At 51.1% G+C, this 15,035-nt stretch carries 11 protein-coding genes and 2 rRNA genes; 6 read left to right on the forward strand and 7 right to left on the reverse strand.

Annotated elements, in window-relative coordinates:
* Positions 1-20 precede the first annotated feature (20 nt).
* The 3 genes from FQZ95_RS05180 (at position 21) to kgtP (ending at position 4,860) form a co-directional block, all read left to right on the forward strand.
* Positions 21-2,925, forward strand: a 23S ribosomal RNA gene (locus FQZ95_RS05180).
* A gap of 188 nt (positions 2,926-3,113) precedes the next feature.
* Positions 3,114-3,229: ribosomal RNA gene (rrf, locus tag FQZ95_RS05185) — 5S ribosomal RNA — on the forward strand.
* A 332-nt stretch (positions 3,230-3,561) separates the two neighbouring features.
* A complete protein-coding gene (kgtP, locus tag FQZ95_RS05190; protein WP_000841107.1) occupies positions 3,562-4,860 on the forward strand; it encodes an alpha-ketoglutarate permease in 1,299 nt (432 codons plus the stop codon).
* On the opposite strand, the gene FQZ95_RS05195 is transcribed toward kgtP, so the two are convergent.
* From FQZ95_RS05195 to trxC, 5 genes are all read right to left on the reverse strand, one after another.
* Entirely contained in the window at positions 4,857-5,180 is a 324-nt protein-coding gene (locus FQZ95_RS05195; protein ID WP_072004035.1) for a YfiM family lipoprotein, read from the reverse strand. The two genes, kgtP and FQZ95_RS05195, sit on opposite strands and share 4 nt — an antisense overlap.
* A gap of 44 nt (positions 5,181-5,224) precedes the next feature.
* The gene (gene pssA / locus FQZ95_RS05200) at positions 5,225-6,580 is read right to left on the reverse strand and encodes a CDP-diacylglycerol--serine O-phosphatidyltransferase (protein ID WP_032184926.1); all 1,356 of its coding nucleotides are present in this window, start codon (positions 6,578-6,580) and stop codon (positions 5,225-5,227) included.
* Between the two features lie 113 nt (positions 6,581-6,693).
* Positions 6,694-9,354: a peptidyl-lysine N-acetyltransferase PatZ gene (gene patZ, locus FQZ95_RS05205; RefSeq protein ID WP_088541188.1), complete on the reverse strand. Its 2,661-nt coding sequence runs from the start codon at positions 9,352-9,354 to the stop codon at positions 6,694-6,696.
* A 31-nt stretch (positions 9,355-9,385) separates the two neighbouring features.
* Positions 9,386-10,084: a tRNA-uridine aminocarboxypropyltransferase gene (gene tapT / locus FQZ95_RS05210; RefSeq protein WP_032184923.1), complete on the reverse strand. Its 699-nt coding sequence runs from the start codon at positions 10,082-10,084 to the stop codon at positions 9,386-9,388.
* Positions 10,085-10,152: 68 nt separating this feature from the next.
* On the reverse strand, positions 10,153-10,572 hold the full coding sequence (trxC, locus tag FQZ95_RS05215; protein WP_001098726.1) for a thioredoxin TrxC: 420 nt from the start codon (positions 10,570-10,572) through the stop codon (positions 10,153-10,155).
* Positions 10,573-10,778: 206 nt separating this feature from the next.
* On the opposite strand from trxC, the gene FQZ95_RS05220 reads away from it, so the two are divergent.
* Entirely contained in the window at positions 10,779-11,816 is a 1,038-nt protein-coding gene (locus FQZ95_RS05220; protein ID WP_000997419.1) for a tRNA/rRNA methyltransferase, read from the forward strand.
* 47 nt (positions 11,817-11,863) lie between these two features.
* Here the strand turns inward: FQZ95_RS05220 and ung are convergent, their stop codons facing one another.
* Positions 11,864-12,553, reverse strand: coding sequence for a uracil-DNA glycosylase (gene ung / locus FQZ95_RS05225; protein WP_032184921.1), 690 nt, complete (start codon positions 12,551-12,553; stop codon positions 11,864-11,866).
* A gap of 304 nt (positions 12,554-12,857) precedes the next feature.
* On the opposite strand from ung, the gene grcA reads away from it, so the two are divergent.
* A complete protein-coding gene (gene grcA, locus FQZ95_RS05230) occupies positions 12,858-13,241 on the forward strand; it encodes an autonomous glycyl radical cofactor GrcA (protein ID WP_000627804.1) in 384 nt (127 codons plus the stop codon).
* 55 nt (positions 13,242-13,296) lie between these two features.
* On the opposite strand, the gene eamB is transcribed toward grcA, so the two are convergent.
* Positions 13,297-13,884, reverse strand: coding sequence for a cysteine/O-acetylserine transporter (eamB, locus tag FQZ95_RS05235; protein ID WP_032184919.1), 588 nt, complete (start codon positions 13,882-13,884; stop codon positions 13,297-13,299).
* Between the two features lie 102 nt (positions 13,885-13,986).
* Between eamB and FQZ95_RS05240 the strand changes: the two genes are divergently transcribed.
* Positions 13,987-14,868: a LysR family transcriptional regulator gene (locus FQZ95_RS05240; protein WP_088541190.1), complete on the forward strand. Its 882-nt coding sequence runs from the start codon at positions 13,987-13,989 to the stop codon at positions 14,866-14,868.
* Positions 14,869-15,035 lie beyond the last annotated feature (167 nt).

Below are 15,035 nucleotides of genomic sequence, written 5' to 3' on the forward strand. Positions count from 1 at the left end.
GAAACATCTTCGGGTTGTGAGGTTAAGCGACTAAGCGTACACGGTGGATGCCCTGGCAGTCAGAGGCGATGAAGGACGTGCTAATCTGCGATAAGCGTCGGTAAGGTGATATGAACCGTTATAACCGGCGATTTCCGAATGGGGAAACCCAGTGTGATTCGTCACACTATCATTAACTGAATCCATAGGTTAATGAGGCGAACCGGGGGAACTGAAACATCTAAGTACCCCGAGGAAAAGAAATCAACCGAGATTCCCCCAGTAGCGGCGAGCGAACGGGGAGCAGCCCAGAGCCTGAATCAGTGTGTGTGTTAGTGGAAGCGTCTGGAAAGGCGCGCGATACAGGGTGACAGCCCCGTACACAAAAATGCACATACTGTGAGCTCGATGAGTAGGGCGGGACACGTGGTATCCTGTCTGAATATGGGGGGACCATCCTCCAAGGCTAAATACTCCTGACTGACCGATAGTGAACCAGTACCGTGAGGGAAAGGCGAAAAGAACCCCGGCGAGGGGAGTGAAAAAGAACCTGAAACCGTGTACGTACAAGCAGTGGGAGCCTCTTTATGGGGTGACTGCGTACCTTTTGTATAATGGGTCAGCGACTTATATTCTGTAGCAAGGTTAACCGAATAGGGGAGCCGAAGGGAAACCGAGTCTTAACTGGGCGTTAAGTTGCAGGGTATAGACCCGAAACCCGGTGATCTAGCCATGGGCAGGTTGAAGGTTGGGTAACACTAACTGGAGGACCGAACCGACTAATGTTGAAAAATTAGCGGATGACTTGTGGCTGGGGGTGAAAGGCCAATCAAACCGGGAGATAGCTGGTTCTCCCCGAAAGCTATTTAGGTAGCGCCTCGTGAATTCATCTCCGGGGGTAGAGCACTGTTTCGGCAAGGGGGTCATCCCGACTTACCAACCCGATGCAAACTGCGAATACCGGAGAATGTTATCACGGGAGACACACGGCGGGTGCTAACGTCCGTCGTGAAGAGGGAAACAACCCAGACCGCCAGCTAAGGTCCCAAAGTCATGGTTAAGTGGGAAACGATGTGGGAAGGCCCAGACAGCCAGGATGTTGGCTTAGAAGCAGCCATCATTTAAAGAAAGCGTAATAGCTCACTGGTCGAGTCGGCCTGCGCGGAAGATGTAACGGGGCTAAACCATGCACCGAAGCTGCGGCAGCGACGCTTATGCGTTGTTGGGTAGGGGAGCGTTCTGTAAGCCTGCGAAGGTGTACTGTGAGGTATGCTGGAGGTATCAGAAGTGCGAATGCTGACATAAGTAACGATAAAGCGGGTGAAAAGCCCGCTCGCCGGAAGACCAAGGGTTCCTGTCCAACGTTAATCGGGGCAGGGTGAGTCGACCCCTAAGGCGAGGCCGAAAGGCGTAGTCGATGGGAAACAGGTTAATATTCCTGTACTTGGTGTTACTGCGAAGGGGGGACGGAGAAGGCTATGTTGGCCGGGCGACGGTTGTCCCGGTTTAAGCGTGTAGGCTGGTTTTCCAGGCAAATCCGGAAAATCAAGGCTGAGGCGTGATGACGAGGCACTACGGTGCTGAAGCAACAAATGCCCTGCTTCCAGGAAAAGCCTCTAAGCATCAGGTAACATCAAATCGTACCCCAAACCGACACAGGTGGTCAGGTAGAGAATACCAAGGCGCTTGAGAGAACTCGGGTGAAGGAACTAGGCAAAATGGTGCCGTAACTTCGGGAGAAGGCACGCTGATATGTAGGTGAAGCGACTTGCTCGTGGAGCTGAAATCAGTCGAAGATACCAGCTGGCTGCAACTGTTTATTAAAAACACAGCACTGTGCAAACACGAAAGTGGACGTATACGGTGTGACGCCTGCCCGGTGCCGGAAGGTTAATTGATGGGGTTAGCGGTAACGCGAAGCTCTTGATCGAAGCCCCGGTAAACGGCGGCCGTAACTATAACGGTCCTAAGGTAGCGAAATTCCTTGTCGGGTAAGTTCCGACCTGCACGAATGGCGTAATGATGGCCAGGCTGTCTCCACCCGAGACTCAGTGAAATTGAACTCGCTGTGAAGATGCAGTGTACCCGCGGCAAGACGGAAAGACCCCGTGAACCTTTACTATAGCTTGACACTGAACATTGAGCCTTGATGTGTAGGATAGGTGGGAGGCTTTGAAGTGTGGACGCCAGTCTGCATGGAGCCGACCTTGAAATACCACCCTTTAATGTTTGATGTTCTAACGTTGGCCCCTTATCGGGGTTGCGGACAGTGTCTGGTGGGTAGTTTGACTGGGGCGGTCTCCTCCTAAAGAGTAACGGAGGAGCACGAAGGTTGGCTAATCCTGGTCGGACATCAGGAGGTTAGTGCAATGGCATAAGCCAGCTTGACTGCGAGCGTGACGGCGCGAGCAGGTGCGAAAGCAGGTCATAGTGATCCGGTGGTTCTGAATGGAAGGGCCATCGCTCAACGGATAAAAGGTACTCCGGGGATAACAGGCTGATACCGCCCAAGAGTTCATATCGACGGCGGTGTTTGGCACCTCGATGTCGGCTCATCACATCCTGGGGCTGAAGTAGGTCCCAAGGGTATGGCTGTTCGCCATTTAAAGTGGTACGCGAGCTGGGTTTAGAACGTCGTGAGACAGTTCGGTCCCTATCTGCCGTGGGCGCTGGAGAACTGAGGGGGGCTGCTCCTAGTACGAGAGGACCGGAGTGGACGCATCACTGGTGTTCGGGTTGTCATGCCAATGGCACTGCCCGGTAGCTAAATGCGGAAGAGATAAGTGCTGAAAGCATCTAAGCACGAAACTTGCCCCGAGATGAGTTCTCCCTGACCCTTTAAGGGTCCTGAAGGAACGTTGAAGACGACGACGTTGATAGGCCGGGTGTGTAAGCGCAGCGATGCGTTGAGCTAACCGGTACTAATGAACCGTGAGGCTTAACCTTACAACGCCGAAGGTGTTTTGGCGGATTGAGAGAATTTCAGCTTGGATCCAGAGTCCGAAGGATTTTGCGCTGAGACAAGGCGGCAAATGAAGCGAAGGAAGGAGCATACTGAAGTATGTGACTGATTTTCGCGAATGCAGCCAACGCAGTATCAGCACAAAAGACACAGGACAGAGCACAGGAATTTGCCTGGCGGCCTTAGCGCGGTGGTCCCACCTGACCCCATGCCGAACTCAGAAGTGAAACGCCGTAGCGCCGATGGTAGTGTGGGGTCTCCCCATGCGAGAGTAGGGAACTGCCAGGCATCAAATTAAGCAGAAGGCCATCCGTCAGGATGGCCTTTTTGCGCTGGTGCGGAAAAAATGCCGGATGCGACGCTGGCTGCATCTTATCCGTCCTACGCTCCCACATAAGCCAGATTCAACAGCGAATACGGCTTCCCCAAATTGCCCACTTAAATACTTCCTCCTTACCAGAAATCTATCCTTAAGCTCCTTAATAACCATTTTCCTGCTAACTAAATTCATGGTTAAGGTTGCATAATGATGCGCAACAAATGTATAACATTTTCTTTACCAAAAAAATAAACAACAGCGACCGACAAAAGCATCGGATTACGGCAGGAGACATAATGGCATGGCTGAAAGTACTGTAACGGCAGACAGCAAACTGACAAGTAGTGATACTCGTCGCCGCATCTGGGCAATTGTGGGGGCCTCTTCAGGTAATTTGGTCGAGTGGTTCGATTTCTATGTCTACTCGTTCTGTTCACTCTACTTCGCCCACATCTTCTTCCCTTCCGGGAACACGACGACTCAACTACTGCAAACAGCAGGTGTTTTTGCTGCGGGATTTCTGATGCGCCCAATAGGCGGTTGGCTATTTGGCCGGATAGCCGATAAACATGGTCGCAAAAAATCGATGCTGTTATCGGTGTGTATGATGTGTTTCGGCTCACTGGTTATCGCCTGTTTGCCAGGCTACGAAACAATCGGTACCTGGGCTCCGGCATTATTGCTTCTTGCTCGTTTATTCCAGGGATTATCCGTTGGCGGAGAATATGGCACCAGCGCCACCTATATGAGTGAAGTTGCCGTTGAAGGGCGCAAAGGTTTTTACGCATCATTTCAGTATGTGACGTTGATCGGCGGGCAACTGCTAGCTCTACTGGTTGTCGTGGTTTTACAGCACACCATGGAAGACGCTGCACTCAGAGAGTGGGGATGGCGTATTCCTTTCGCGTTAGGAGCTGTGTTAGCTGTTGTGGCGTTGTGGTTACGTCGTCAGTTAGATGAAACTTCACAACAAGAAACACGCGCTTTAAAAGAAGCTGGTTCTCTAAAAGGATTATGGCGCAATCGCCGTGCATTCATCATGGTTCTCGGTTTTACCGCTGCAGGCTCCCTTTGTTTCTATACCTTCACCACTTATATGCAGAAGTATCTGGTAAATACTGCGGGAATGCATGCCAACGTGGCGAGTGGCATTATGACTGCCGCATTGTTTGTATTCATGCTTATTCAACCACTTATTGGCGCGCTGTCGGATAAGATTGGTCGTCGTACCTCAATGTTATGTTTCGGTTCTCTGGCAACCATTTTTACCGTTCCTATTCTCTCAGCATTGCAGAACGTTTCTTCGCCTTATGCCGCTTTTGGTCTAGTGATGTGCGCCCTGCTGATAGTGAGTTTTTATACTTCAATCAGTGGAATACTGAAGGCTGAGATGTTCCCGGCACAGGTTCGCGCATTAGGCGTTGGTCTGTCATATGCGGTCGCCAATGCTATATTTGGTGGTTCGGCGGAGTACGTAGCGTTGTCACTGAAATCAATAGGAATGGAAACAGCCTTCTTCTGGTATGTGACCTTGATGGCCGTGGTGGCGTTTCTGGTTTCACTAACATTGCACCGTAAAGGAAAAGGGATGCGTCTTTAGTGATGCGCCAGTTGCCAGACGGTATAGCCAGTAGTTGCACCGGCGACATCCCAGGTAAAATCTTTCCAGCTCCAGCCGCTCCCCTCGGGGCGGCTATCCCAAAGTTCTTTTGACGCGCCCAGCCCAACAGAGAACATCAGCCCGAAAGTGGCACTGCGATCGCGACTCATCCCCTGATGCTGTGAATATTCATTTCCGGCAGCGGAAAGCATCGCCGAGGCGATAAAGTGTTGAGCTTTATCCTGCCCGCTCCAGCTATCGTTAGCCATATGGCTGCATCCAGAAAGTAACAATAGCGAACAGACAAAAAGAATACGCAAAACGTGGCCTCCAAAAACAAACCCCGTACAGGACGGGGTTGTGATTACAGGATGCGGCTAATTAATCGGTCGATGCGGATACGGCGCAAACGGCGAATGAGTTTACGAACCTTCACCGGATAATCGGCAATACTTTGCAGATCGCGATAGTGCTTAACGATGGTGGTATGCTCGCGGATCAGCTCCAGTTCTTTCTCTCGCTGTGGCGCAAGCTCCAGTTGCGGATCGTGAATCAAAATGGCGTTTTCCAGATCCAGACGCCAGGCGCGTGGGTTCAGGTTATTGCCGGTGAGCAACATCCACTTATCATCAACCCACATCCCTTTCAGGTGATAGGTGTTGTCGTCATCTTTCCATAACCGAACCACTAACTGGTCAGTGTTGACGTAATACTGCAAACGGCTCAGGAAACGACGCAGATTGATCTCATAGAGATAAGGTAGTGCGCCAATTATCTTGAAAGGCTCATCTTCCGGAATGTAGAAGTCATTCGCAGTTTTATCGCCAACAATAATTTCGACCTTTTTCCCTTCGCGCAGTAACTGGATGATATTACGCACAAGGATTGCTGGCAGGTTGAAATATGGTGTGCAAATGGTTAGTTTCTGCTCGGCACAAGGCATAAGATGGAAAATGGTCTTGTTCAACAGACTCGATTTCCCCAGGCCCACCAATGGCGTAACAGAAAGCTGATCGTTATCAGCATCACCCTGGAAATGATAAGCGGCATCACGCAGCTCCTGGCGGAACAGACGAATGTCATTCTTGATTTCCGGGCTTTTTGGGCGATTAACATCATCCAAACGATTAACGCCGCGACCATTCATTATATTCTGTGTAACCCATTCGAACATAATGTCTGACATCTTGCGGTTACGAATCAGATGATAACGGTCGTAGCGGTATTTATCGTGCTGATGCAGATAAACATCGTTCAAGCTGGCACCGCTATAAAGAACGCTATCGTCGATGATAAAGCCTTTAAAGTGCAGAACACCAAGGGCCTCACGGGTATTGATTGGAACGCCATAAACTGGAACATCTACGCCCGGATTTTCCTGCGCCATGCGGCAGTACCAGTCAGCGTTAGTGTTAGATGCCGCAGCGCCAATGCGTCCACGTTGTGCACGATGCCAGTCGACCAGCACCCGCACATCCAGTTCCGGACGCTGCCGTTTAGCCTCATACAACGCGTTCAGAATGCCTTTGCCACCGTCATCCTGTTCGAGATACAGGGCGACAATGCAAATGCGCTGCTTCGCGCTGGCTATTTTTTCCAGCAGCGTCTCCCGGAAGTCGGCGGGAGCGTAAAAGAAATCGACATCATCAACTGATTGAGAAATCTTGGGTAGTTGGGCAAGGTGTTGTTGATGTTTATTACGCTTAAATTTTGACAACATCACAGTGCATTTCTTCTCTGTTCATTGAAGGGTCCTCTGTGCAATGCAGACGACATAAGCGGGCAATAATAACACCAGTCCCGATTAAGTGGTCAACATTTCCAGTACCTTACTCATGATTCCTCGCGCTGGGCAAGATTTAGCGTAAGCCCAACGATCCCCTCTTCGAGCTGGATATCAACGTTAAACCCGAGCTTGCGGGCCAGCGCCACCATGCCACGATTGTTTGGCATCGTAATACCATTCAGACGTTGCAGTCCGTGATCTCGCGTATAGGTAATCAACTTTTCCATTAAGCGTCGACCTAAGCCTAACCCTTTGAGATCCGAGCGAACCAGCACGGCAAATTCGGCATCGATGTTATCAGGGTCGGAGATCGCACGCGTGACGCCGAGGATCTCTTCCGTTTGATCAATACGTCGTACCGCTACAAATGCCATTTCCCGATCGTAGTCGATCTGCGTCATGTTGGCTAAATCTTCATGGGTAAATTCGTTGATCTCGCTAAAGTAGCGGTAATAAAGATCTTCTTTGGTGACTCGCGAAATGAACTGCTGAAGTTGTGGCTCATCTTCTGGCAAAATCGGGCGGAACAAGCAGCGTTCACCGTTTTTCAATTCTACCCACTCTTCCAGCTGATGTGGATAAGGGCGCACTGCCAGCCGGCTCTCGTTATCGCCTTCAAACGGCGCGATATCCAGCGTGACATCCAGCGCGGTAAATTCACTGCCAGAAGCCAGCAAAGGATGAATATCCAGACGTTGAATTTCCGGACAATCGACAATCAAGTTGGAAACCTGTACCAGAAGCTGGCTCAAGCCTGCAACATCCAATGGGCGTAGCGCACTGCGCGCACGAATCTTTTTACTTTTGATCCCCTGAATAACCAGATAGCGGGCCAGGTTCATGTTCAGCGGTGGTAACGCGACGACGGCTTGATCTTCAGGACGCCACTCCACACCGCCTTCGCCCAGCATGATCAACGGCCCGAAAACCGGATCGTGCTCAACCACAACCCGCAACTCCTGAGCGCCAGCACGGTTAGCCATACTTTGCACCAACAGGCCGTGGATCCGCGCCTGCGGCCAGGCCATTTTTACGCGATCGAAAATAGCATTTGCGGCTTGCTGGACTTCATTGGCTGTACGCAAGTAGAGCATGACGCCCTGAACTTCTGATTTATGTGGAATATCCGGCGAGCGTAATTTTAGTGCCACCGGATAACCAATCTGTTCGGCAATATGCACAGCCTCGGTGCTGTCAGTGGCAATCCAGGTGGGAAGTGTGTTCATGCCGTACGCTTGCAGGATAGGCTGAACTTCATGGGTATCGAGCGACGTTGCCCCTTCGACAATGGCCTGTTGCAACAGAAGATGCGCTTCTGCGGTATTAGAGGTCAGATTGCTGGGCAACGCCGGCGTTTCGCGTAGTTGCTTCTGATTACGCCGGTACTCCACCATATGCATAAAAGCGGTGATGGTTCCTTCCGGGGTGCGGTAGGTCGGCAGCCCGGCTTCGCTGAATAAACGTCGTGCCTCTTGCGAGGAGTGCTCGCCGCACCAGTTCGTCAGCAGAGAAACATACTTGCTGCGGGGATGATGCTTTACCGCTTCAATTAATGCATGTGCGCTTTCTGTTGCGGGGGCAGCGGCGCTGGGCGAATGAATAACCATCAGCGCATCAAAATCCTGACTGTGGAGCAGAATATCCAGCGTTTTAATATAATGCTCACTACTGGCGTCATCACGAAGATCGAGCGGGTTAGAGATTGCCACATGTTCTGGCAGTGCATCGCGCAATTTCTGGCAGGTTTCTTCACTGAGCGTAGCCAGCTTGCCATTGCGTGACCATAAGGCATCCAGCGCCAGTGCGGCAGGTGCTGCACCGTTGCTGATAATCATCAGCCGCTCTCCACGTAGCGGGCGCATATGGCTAAGGGTTTCGACTGCCGAAAACAGCTCGTGGGTATCCTGCACTCGCAACAAACCGGCGCGCTGAATAGCTGCATCCCAAGCAGGATCCATTCCTGCCGTGGTGTTCAGTAGTCGTTGCGCCGCCGGGCTACGTCCGCTTTTAATCACCAGAATCGGTTTATTACGTGAGGCGCTACGTGCAGCCGAAACAAAACGTCGCGCATCACTTAATTGTTCGAGGTAGAGCAGGATTGCACTAGTTTTGCTGTCGCGCGCCAGATAATCGAGCAATTCATCAACGTCGATATCCAGACTGTCGCCGAGAGCAATAAAGTAGGAAAAGCCCATTTCCCGCTGTTGTGCCCAGTCGAGGATGGTATTGGAGACGGCGGCAGACTGCGAAATAAACGCCAGTTTGCCGCGTTTAATCGGTACAGGCGAAAAGCTGGCATTCAGGCCTTGCCAGGGGGCCAGTAATCCCAGACTGTTTGGCCCCAGCAGACGCATGTTATGGCGCAGGGCGCAGGCGCGGAGATCTTCGTGTTGCGATGCCGGGGCGGAAAGAATAATGCAGGTTTTACAGCCTTTCTCGCCGAGCTCTTCCAGAAGAGTAAGATTGCGGCTGGCATTGGTACATAAAACCGCAAGATCGGGTGTAAAGGGCAGGCTGGCAATATCCGGCCAGGCCAACACACCCAACACCGCTTTCCAGGCAGGCGTCACCGGGAGTACCGGCCCGTTAAATCCCCCCGCCAGCAGGTTACGCATCATCAGGTAACCTGCGCGATTGGGTTTCATCGATGCGCCAATTACCGCAATCGATTTTGGTCGCAGTAGTGCTTCCAGTCCTCGCTGACTCATATCGGTCTCCCGCAGAAGTGACCGAATGATTTTAAACGCTTTCTAACTGTTCTGCTGTGATGCTACCCAGATGTTGCGTTTTTCCTGCCAGATAGCGTGTTTTAAAGCGGGTGAAATACTCGCCTAGACCTGCCGCCGCTCCGGTATCGCCGGCCATATCTAACAGTGCGATGGCAACTTCGGCAGTGCAGTATTGGCCTTCAGCCTGGGCTTCACGCAGGCGATAGGCAGAAAGCCGGGAAAGATCGACGGAAATGACGGGAAGATTATCCAGATACGGACTTTTACGAAACATCTTGCGAGCTTCCGGCCAGGTACCATCGAGCATGATAAACAGCGGTGGCTTACCAGCAGGTGGTGTAAAAATCACTTCCCGTTGCTCATCAGCATACGAGGCGGGAAAGACCACCATTGGCTGATAATCCGGGTTTTGTACCAGAGCCAGCAAATCCTGCGAGGGTTCGGTACGGGACCATTGAAACGCGACGGTATTTGGCAAGATATCGGCAATCAGACGCCCGGTGTTACTGGGCTTCATTGGCTCGGTGTCGAACATCAGCAAACAAAAGCGACTTTTAGCTTCCGCTGGAGTAATTGTCGAACAGAGACATAATTTCTCTGGCAAAAGACAGCGTTGGCAGCGACGAACGCGATTACCGCGGGCAAGAAAAGGACGTGTTGCGCGCGCAATACGCTCGGCGCGTAACTGGAGAACAGCGTTTTCGGTCATAAGAGAGCGTCGAAAAAACGCCATTGTCGCAGAGGAGAAAACGGGGCACAAGATGCACCCCGACAAGATTAAAGCGATTCGTTCAGCCAGCTATCGAAAGGTGCTTTTGGTACTGCGCCATTAAGCATGTCGACAACCTGACCGTTTTTGAAAATCATGATTGTCGGAATGCTACGAATACCAAAGCGGCTGCTTAATTCACGTTCAGCTTCGGTATTCACTTTCACAAAGCGCACTTTACCGCTACGTTCTTGCGCAACATCTTCAAAAATTGGTGCGAAATTACGGCAGGGGCCGCACCACGGCGCCCAGAAGTCGATCACCACAGGCAGATCATCTTTCAGCAATTTATCGAGCGTTTCACCGGTCGCATTAATCACCTCTCCGTCAAATAAGTCGTGACCGCAGCGTCCGCATTTTGCCGCATCTTCGATCCGATCGTCGGGAATGCGATTGATGGCCTGACAATGGGTACAAACGGTATTCATAACTAACCTCGGGATGAGTAAGGAGACTTATCGGCAACGACGCCGGTATGTTTCTAATATGTTACATATTATCGGGGACATTGTTCCAGACAACAATCTGTTTTATTCAATAGGTATGATAGTCGCAGGCTTTGGTACGAAATCATGGCGAACCGCGCGCACTTCGGGTAATCTGCGCGCTTCGCGCAGCGCTGGTGGAGAAAAGCATGAACGATGAGATGAAAGGTAAAAGCGGCAAGGTCAAAGTGATGTATGTCCGCAGTGATGATGATTCTGATAAACGTACCCATAACCCGCGTACCGGGAAAGGGGGCGGGCGTCCAGGAAAATCTCGTGCCGACGGTGGCCGTCGCCCCGCCCGCGATGACAAACAAAGTCAGCCCCGTGACCGCAAGTGGGAAGAGTCTCCGTGGCGCACGGTTTCCCGCGCGCCGGGTGATGAGACGCCGGAAAAGGCCGATCACGGTGGCATCAGTGGTAAAAGTTTTATTGATCCGGAAGTGTTGCGTCGTCAGCGTGCGGAAGAAACCCGCGTCTACGGCGAAAACGCCTGTCAGGCACTGTTCCAGAGCCGCCCCGAAGCGATTGTTCGCGCCTGGTTTATTCAGAGCGTAACGCCACGTTTTAAAGAAGCATTGCGCTGGATGGCGGCAAACCGCAAAGCGTATCATGTGGTGGATGAAGCGGAACTGACCAAAGCGTCAGGCACGGAACATCACGGCGGCGTTTGCTTCCTGATCAAAAAGCGTAACGGTACAACCGTGCAGCAGTGGGTAAGTCAGGCAGGTGCGCAGGATTGTGTACTGGCACTGGAAAACGAATCTAACCCGCATAACTTGGGTGGCATGATGCGCAGTTGCGCGCACTTCGGCGTGAAAGGCGTCGTGGTGCAGGATGCGGCGTTGCTGGAATCCGGTGCGGCTATCCGTACCGCAGAAGGCGGTGCAGAGCATGTTCAGCCGATTACTGGCGACAACATTGTTAACGTGCTGGATGACTTCCGCCAGGCGGGTTACACCGTAGTGACCACCTCCAGCGAGCAGGGTAAACCGCTGTTCAAAACCAGTCTGCCAGAGAAAATGGTGCTAGTGCTGGGTCAGGAATATGAAGGGTTACCGGATGCCGCACGCGATCCGAACGATTTGCGCGTGAAGATTGATGGTACGGGCAACGTTGCCGGGCTAAATATCTCTGTTGCAACCGGCGTTTTGCTTGGTGAATGGTGGCGTCAGAATAAAGCCTGATAAATCAGCCGGGTGGCAACGCTGCCATCCGGCGTTTTCCTGCAAATTTACTCACTTTCTGCCGGTAATACTGGCATCCAGTCAATCGGTTTCTCGCCACGTTGTTCCAGCCACTGATTTGCCAGCACAAAATGGTTGCAGCCAAAGAACCCACGATGCGCCGAAAGCGGTGATGGATGCGGCGCTTTCAGTATGTGATGGCGTTGTTTATCAATAATCGCCCCTTTCTTCTGTGCATGTGATCCCCACAACAAAAACACCACGCCTTCGCGATGCTGGTTGATCAGGCTGATGACTTTATCGGTGAAGGTCTCCCAGCCGAGGCTAGCGTGGGAATGCGCCTGACCTGCGCGAACCGTCAACACAGTATTGAGTAGCAGAACGCCCTGACGCGCCCAGCTTTCAAGATAACCATGATTAGGGCGGGTGAAACCGGGAATAGTATTTTCCAGCTCTTTATACATATTCAGCAGTGACGGCGGTGTCGCAATGCCGGGGCGAACGGAAAATGCCAGACCATGCGCCTGTCCCGGTCCGTGATAAGGATCCTGGCCGAGAATCACCACTTTAACGTCACCCAACTCTGTAAAGCGGAACGCGTTAAAGACATCCTTTTGTGGCGGATAGATAGTGACGCCGGCCTGCCGCTCGCTGGCGACGGTCTGTAGGGTATTAAGAAAATAGGGTTGCTGCTTCTCTTCAGCCAGCACGTCATGCCAGGTTAATTCGTTTGCCATCTCGCTCTCCCGCGAATCTTCAATCCGCCTAGCTTAACTGCTTCTTTCTACAGAACAAAATCATGCTCATTTTTTAGACTTAAACGAGTGCAAAAAAATGTAAATTGGTAAAATTTCACACCTGCATAAGTTGATGTAAAACAATAAAATCCATTTGCGACCACACTTGATGTGTGGTTTTTATTGATTTAAATCAAAGAATCAAGGGTGTTTGAGGAGTATATATACACTCAAGCAACAATGGTTTTACCAATTGGCCGCGACAGGCTAATCAAATCAAATAATTTTGCCGGGGAGGCATCACATGATTACAGGTATCCAGATTACTAAAGCTGCTAATGACGATCTGCTGAACTCTTTCTGGCTGCTGGACAGCGAAAAAGGCGAAGCGCGTTGCATCGTTGCGAAAGCAGGTTTTGCAGAAGACGAAGTGGTTGCAGTAAGCAAACTGGGTGACATTGAATACCGTGAAGTTCCAGTAGAAGTTAAACCAGAAGTTCGCGTTGAAGGTGGTCAGCACCTGAACGTAAACGTTCTGCGTCGTGAAACTCTGGAAGATGCAGTTAAGCATCCGGAAAAATATCCGCAGCTGACCATCCGTGTATCCGGTTATGCAGTTCGCTTTAACTCTCTGACTCCGGAACAGCAGCGCGATGTTATCGCTCGTACCTTTACTGAAAGCCTGTAAGGTTTAAGTAGCAAGTTACTAAGCGGAAGAGGGCGACCTCTTCCGCTTTTTTTCATTAACAGAAAATGCGCACCGCGCAATAGACCAGCAACAACGCCAGCACGATATTTAACTGGCGACCATACTGGCGAAACAATCGCTGAAACAGATGCCCCGCCAGCGCCCAGCACACATTGCCAAAGGTCCCAATCATTGCCAGCAAAACGCTGACGCCAATCACCCAGCTTAACGCCTGCGTTTGTGGCAGGATAAATGTCGACAGTGCTGTAATGCCGTACAAAATAATTTTGACGTTCACAAACTGCAAAGCAAAGCTGGCCCAGAAGCTGATCGGTTTGGCCTGAAGTCCGTCTTCCTTGGTTGGACTGGTAGCGATTTTCCACGCCAGCCAGACAATATATGCCGCTCCTGCCCAACTCAAAAGGTGCACCGCTGCTGGGTCAATAACAGCCAGTGAAAATGAAATTCCTGCACACAGTAACATCACAATCAAAAATCCCAGACTCATCCCTGCCAGCACGTGGGTACTCCGACGAAATCCATGCGACGTGGCAGAGCTAAGAGCGAGTATATTGTTTGGTCCTGGCGTCAGGGCGGTAATCAGGGTGTAGGTCCAAAAAGCACTTAAAAGGGTCGGTGTCACTTGTTATCTCCTCTGTTTTGGTAGACAGTACCCGACACAAAACATTTAAAAAAATGAATGTTTTCACATTCTAAATTCGATATTTTCGATAGGTTTGGAGTTATGGATCTGCGCCGTTTTATTACGCTTAAAACCGTGGTGGAAGAGGGTTCCTTTTTGCGAGCTTCGCAAAAATTGTGTTGCACACAATCGACGGTGACTTTTCATATTCAGCAGCTTGAACAGGAGTTCTCAGTACAATTGTTTGAGAAAATTGGCCGACGGATGTGCCTCACTCGCGAAGGCAAAAAGTTGCTGCCGCACATCTATGAACTCACCAGAGTGATGGATACGCTTCGTGAGGCTGCCAAAAAAGAGTCTGATCCGGACGGAGAACTGCGCGTTGTTTCAGGCGAAACGCTGCTCTCTTACCGAATGCCGCAGGTGTTGCAGCGTTTTCGGCAACGTGCACCAAAAGTGCGTTTATCACTGCAGTCGCTGAACTGTTACGTGATCCGTGATGCTCTACTGAATGATGAGGCCGACGTCGGTGTTTTTTATCGCGTAGGAAATGATGATGCTCTGAATCGACGAGAATTGGGTGAACAATCGCTGGTGCTGGTGGCTTCACCGCAAATTGCAGATATCGATTTTACCCAGCCGGGAAGACATAACGCCTGTAGTTTTATTATCAACGAACCGCAATGTGTCTTCCGGCAGATATTTGAGAGCACGCTGCGCCAGCGGCGGATCACGGTGGAAAATACCATTGAGCTTATAAGTATCGAAAGCATAAAGCGTTGTGTCGCGGCGAATATCGGAGTTAGCTATCTGCCGCGTTTTGCGGTGGCAAAAGAGTTGGAGTGCGGAGAATTAATCGAATTGCCTTTTGGCGAACAGTCGCAGACCATTACGGCAATGTGCGCACACCATGCCGGGAAAGCGGTTAGCCCGGCGATGCACACTTTTATTCAGTGTGTTGAAGAGTGTTTTTTGCCGGGATAAAAATAATGCCGGGCTTAAACCCGGCACCCAACTTGTCGACGAAGTGCGTTTTGTTCATGCCGGATGCGGCGTGAACGCCTTATCCGGCCTACAAGATCGTGCAAATTCAATATATTGCATGAGCCATGTAGGCCTGATAAGCGTAGCGCATCAGGCAGTTTTGCGTT

The organism is Escherichia sp. HH41S (assembly GCF_009820115.1).
Lineage (GTDB): Bacteria > Pseudomonadota > Gammaproteobacteria > Enterobacterales > Enterobacteriaceae > Escherichia > Escherichia coli_F.

Excerpts from the sequence above, each read along its gene's own strand:
- kgtP (WP_000841107.1), top strand. The coding sequence starts at position 3,562 with ATGGCTGAAAGTACTGTAACGGCAGACAGCAAACTGACAAGTAGTGAT.
- pssA (WP_032184926.1), bottom strand. The coding sequence starts at position 6,580 with ATGTTGTCAAAATTTAAGCGTAATAAACATCAACAACACCTTGCCCAA.
- patZ (WP_088541188.1), bottom strand. The coding sequence starts at position 9,354 with ATGAGTCAGCGAGGACTGGAAGCACTACTGCGACCAAAATCGATTGCG.
- tapT (WP_032184923.1), bottom strand. The coding sequence starts at position 10,084 with ATGACCGAAAACGCTGTTCTCCAGTTACGCGCCGAGCGTATTGCGCGC.
- trxC (WP_001098726.1), bottom strand. The coding sequence starts at position 10,572 with ATGAATACCGTTTGTACCCATTGTCAGGCCATCAATCGCATTCCCGAC.
- FQZ95_RS05220 (WP_000997419.1), top strand. The coding sequence starts at position 10,779 with ATGAACGATGAGATGAAAGGTAAAAGCGGCAAGGTCAAAGTGATGTAT.
- ung (WP_032184921.1), bottom strand. The coding sequence starts at position 12,553 with ATGGCAAACGAATTAACCTGGCATGACGTGCTGGCTGAAGAGAAGCAG.
- grcA (WP_000627804.1), top strand. The coding sequence starts at position 12,858 with ATGATTACAGGTATCCAGATTACTAAAGCTGCTAATGACGATCTGCTG.
- FQZ95_RS05240 (WP_088541190.1), top strand. The coding sequence starts at position 13,987 with ATGGATCTGCGCCGTTTTATTACGCTTAAAACCGTGGTGGAAGAGGGT.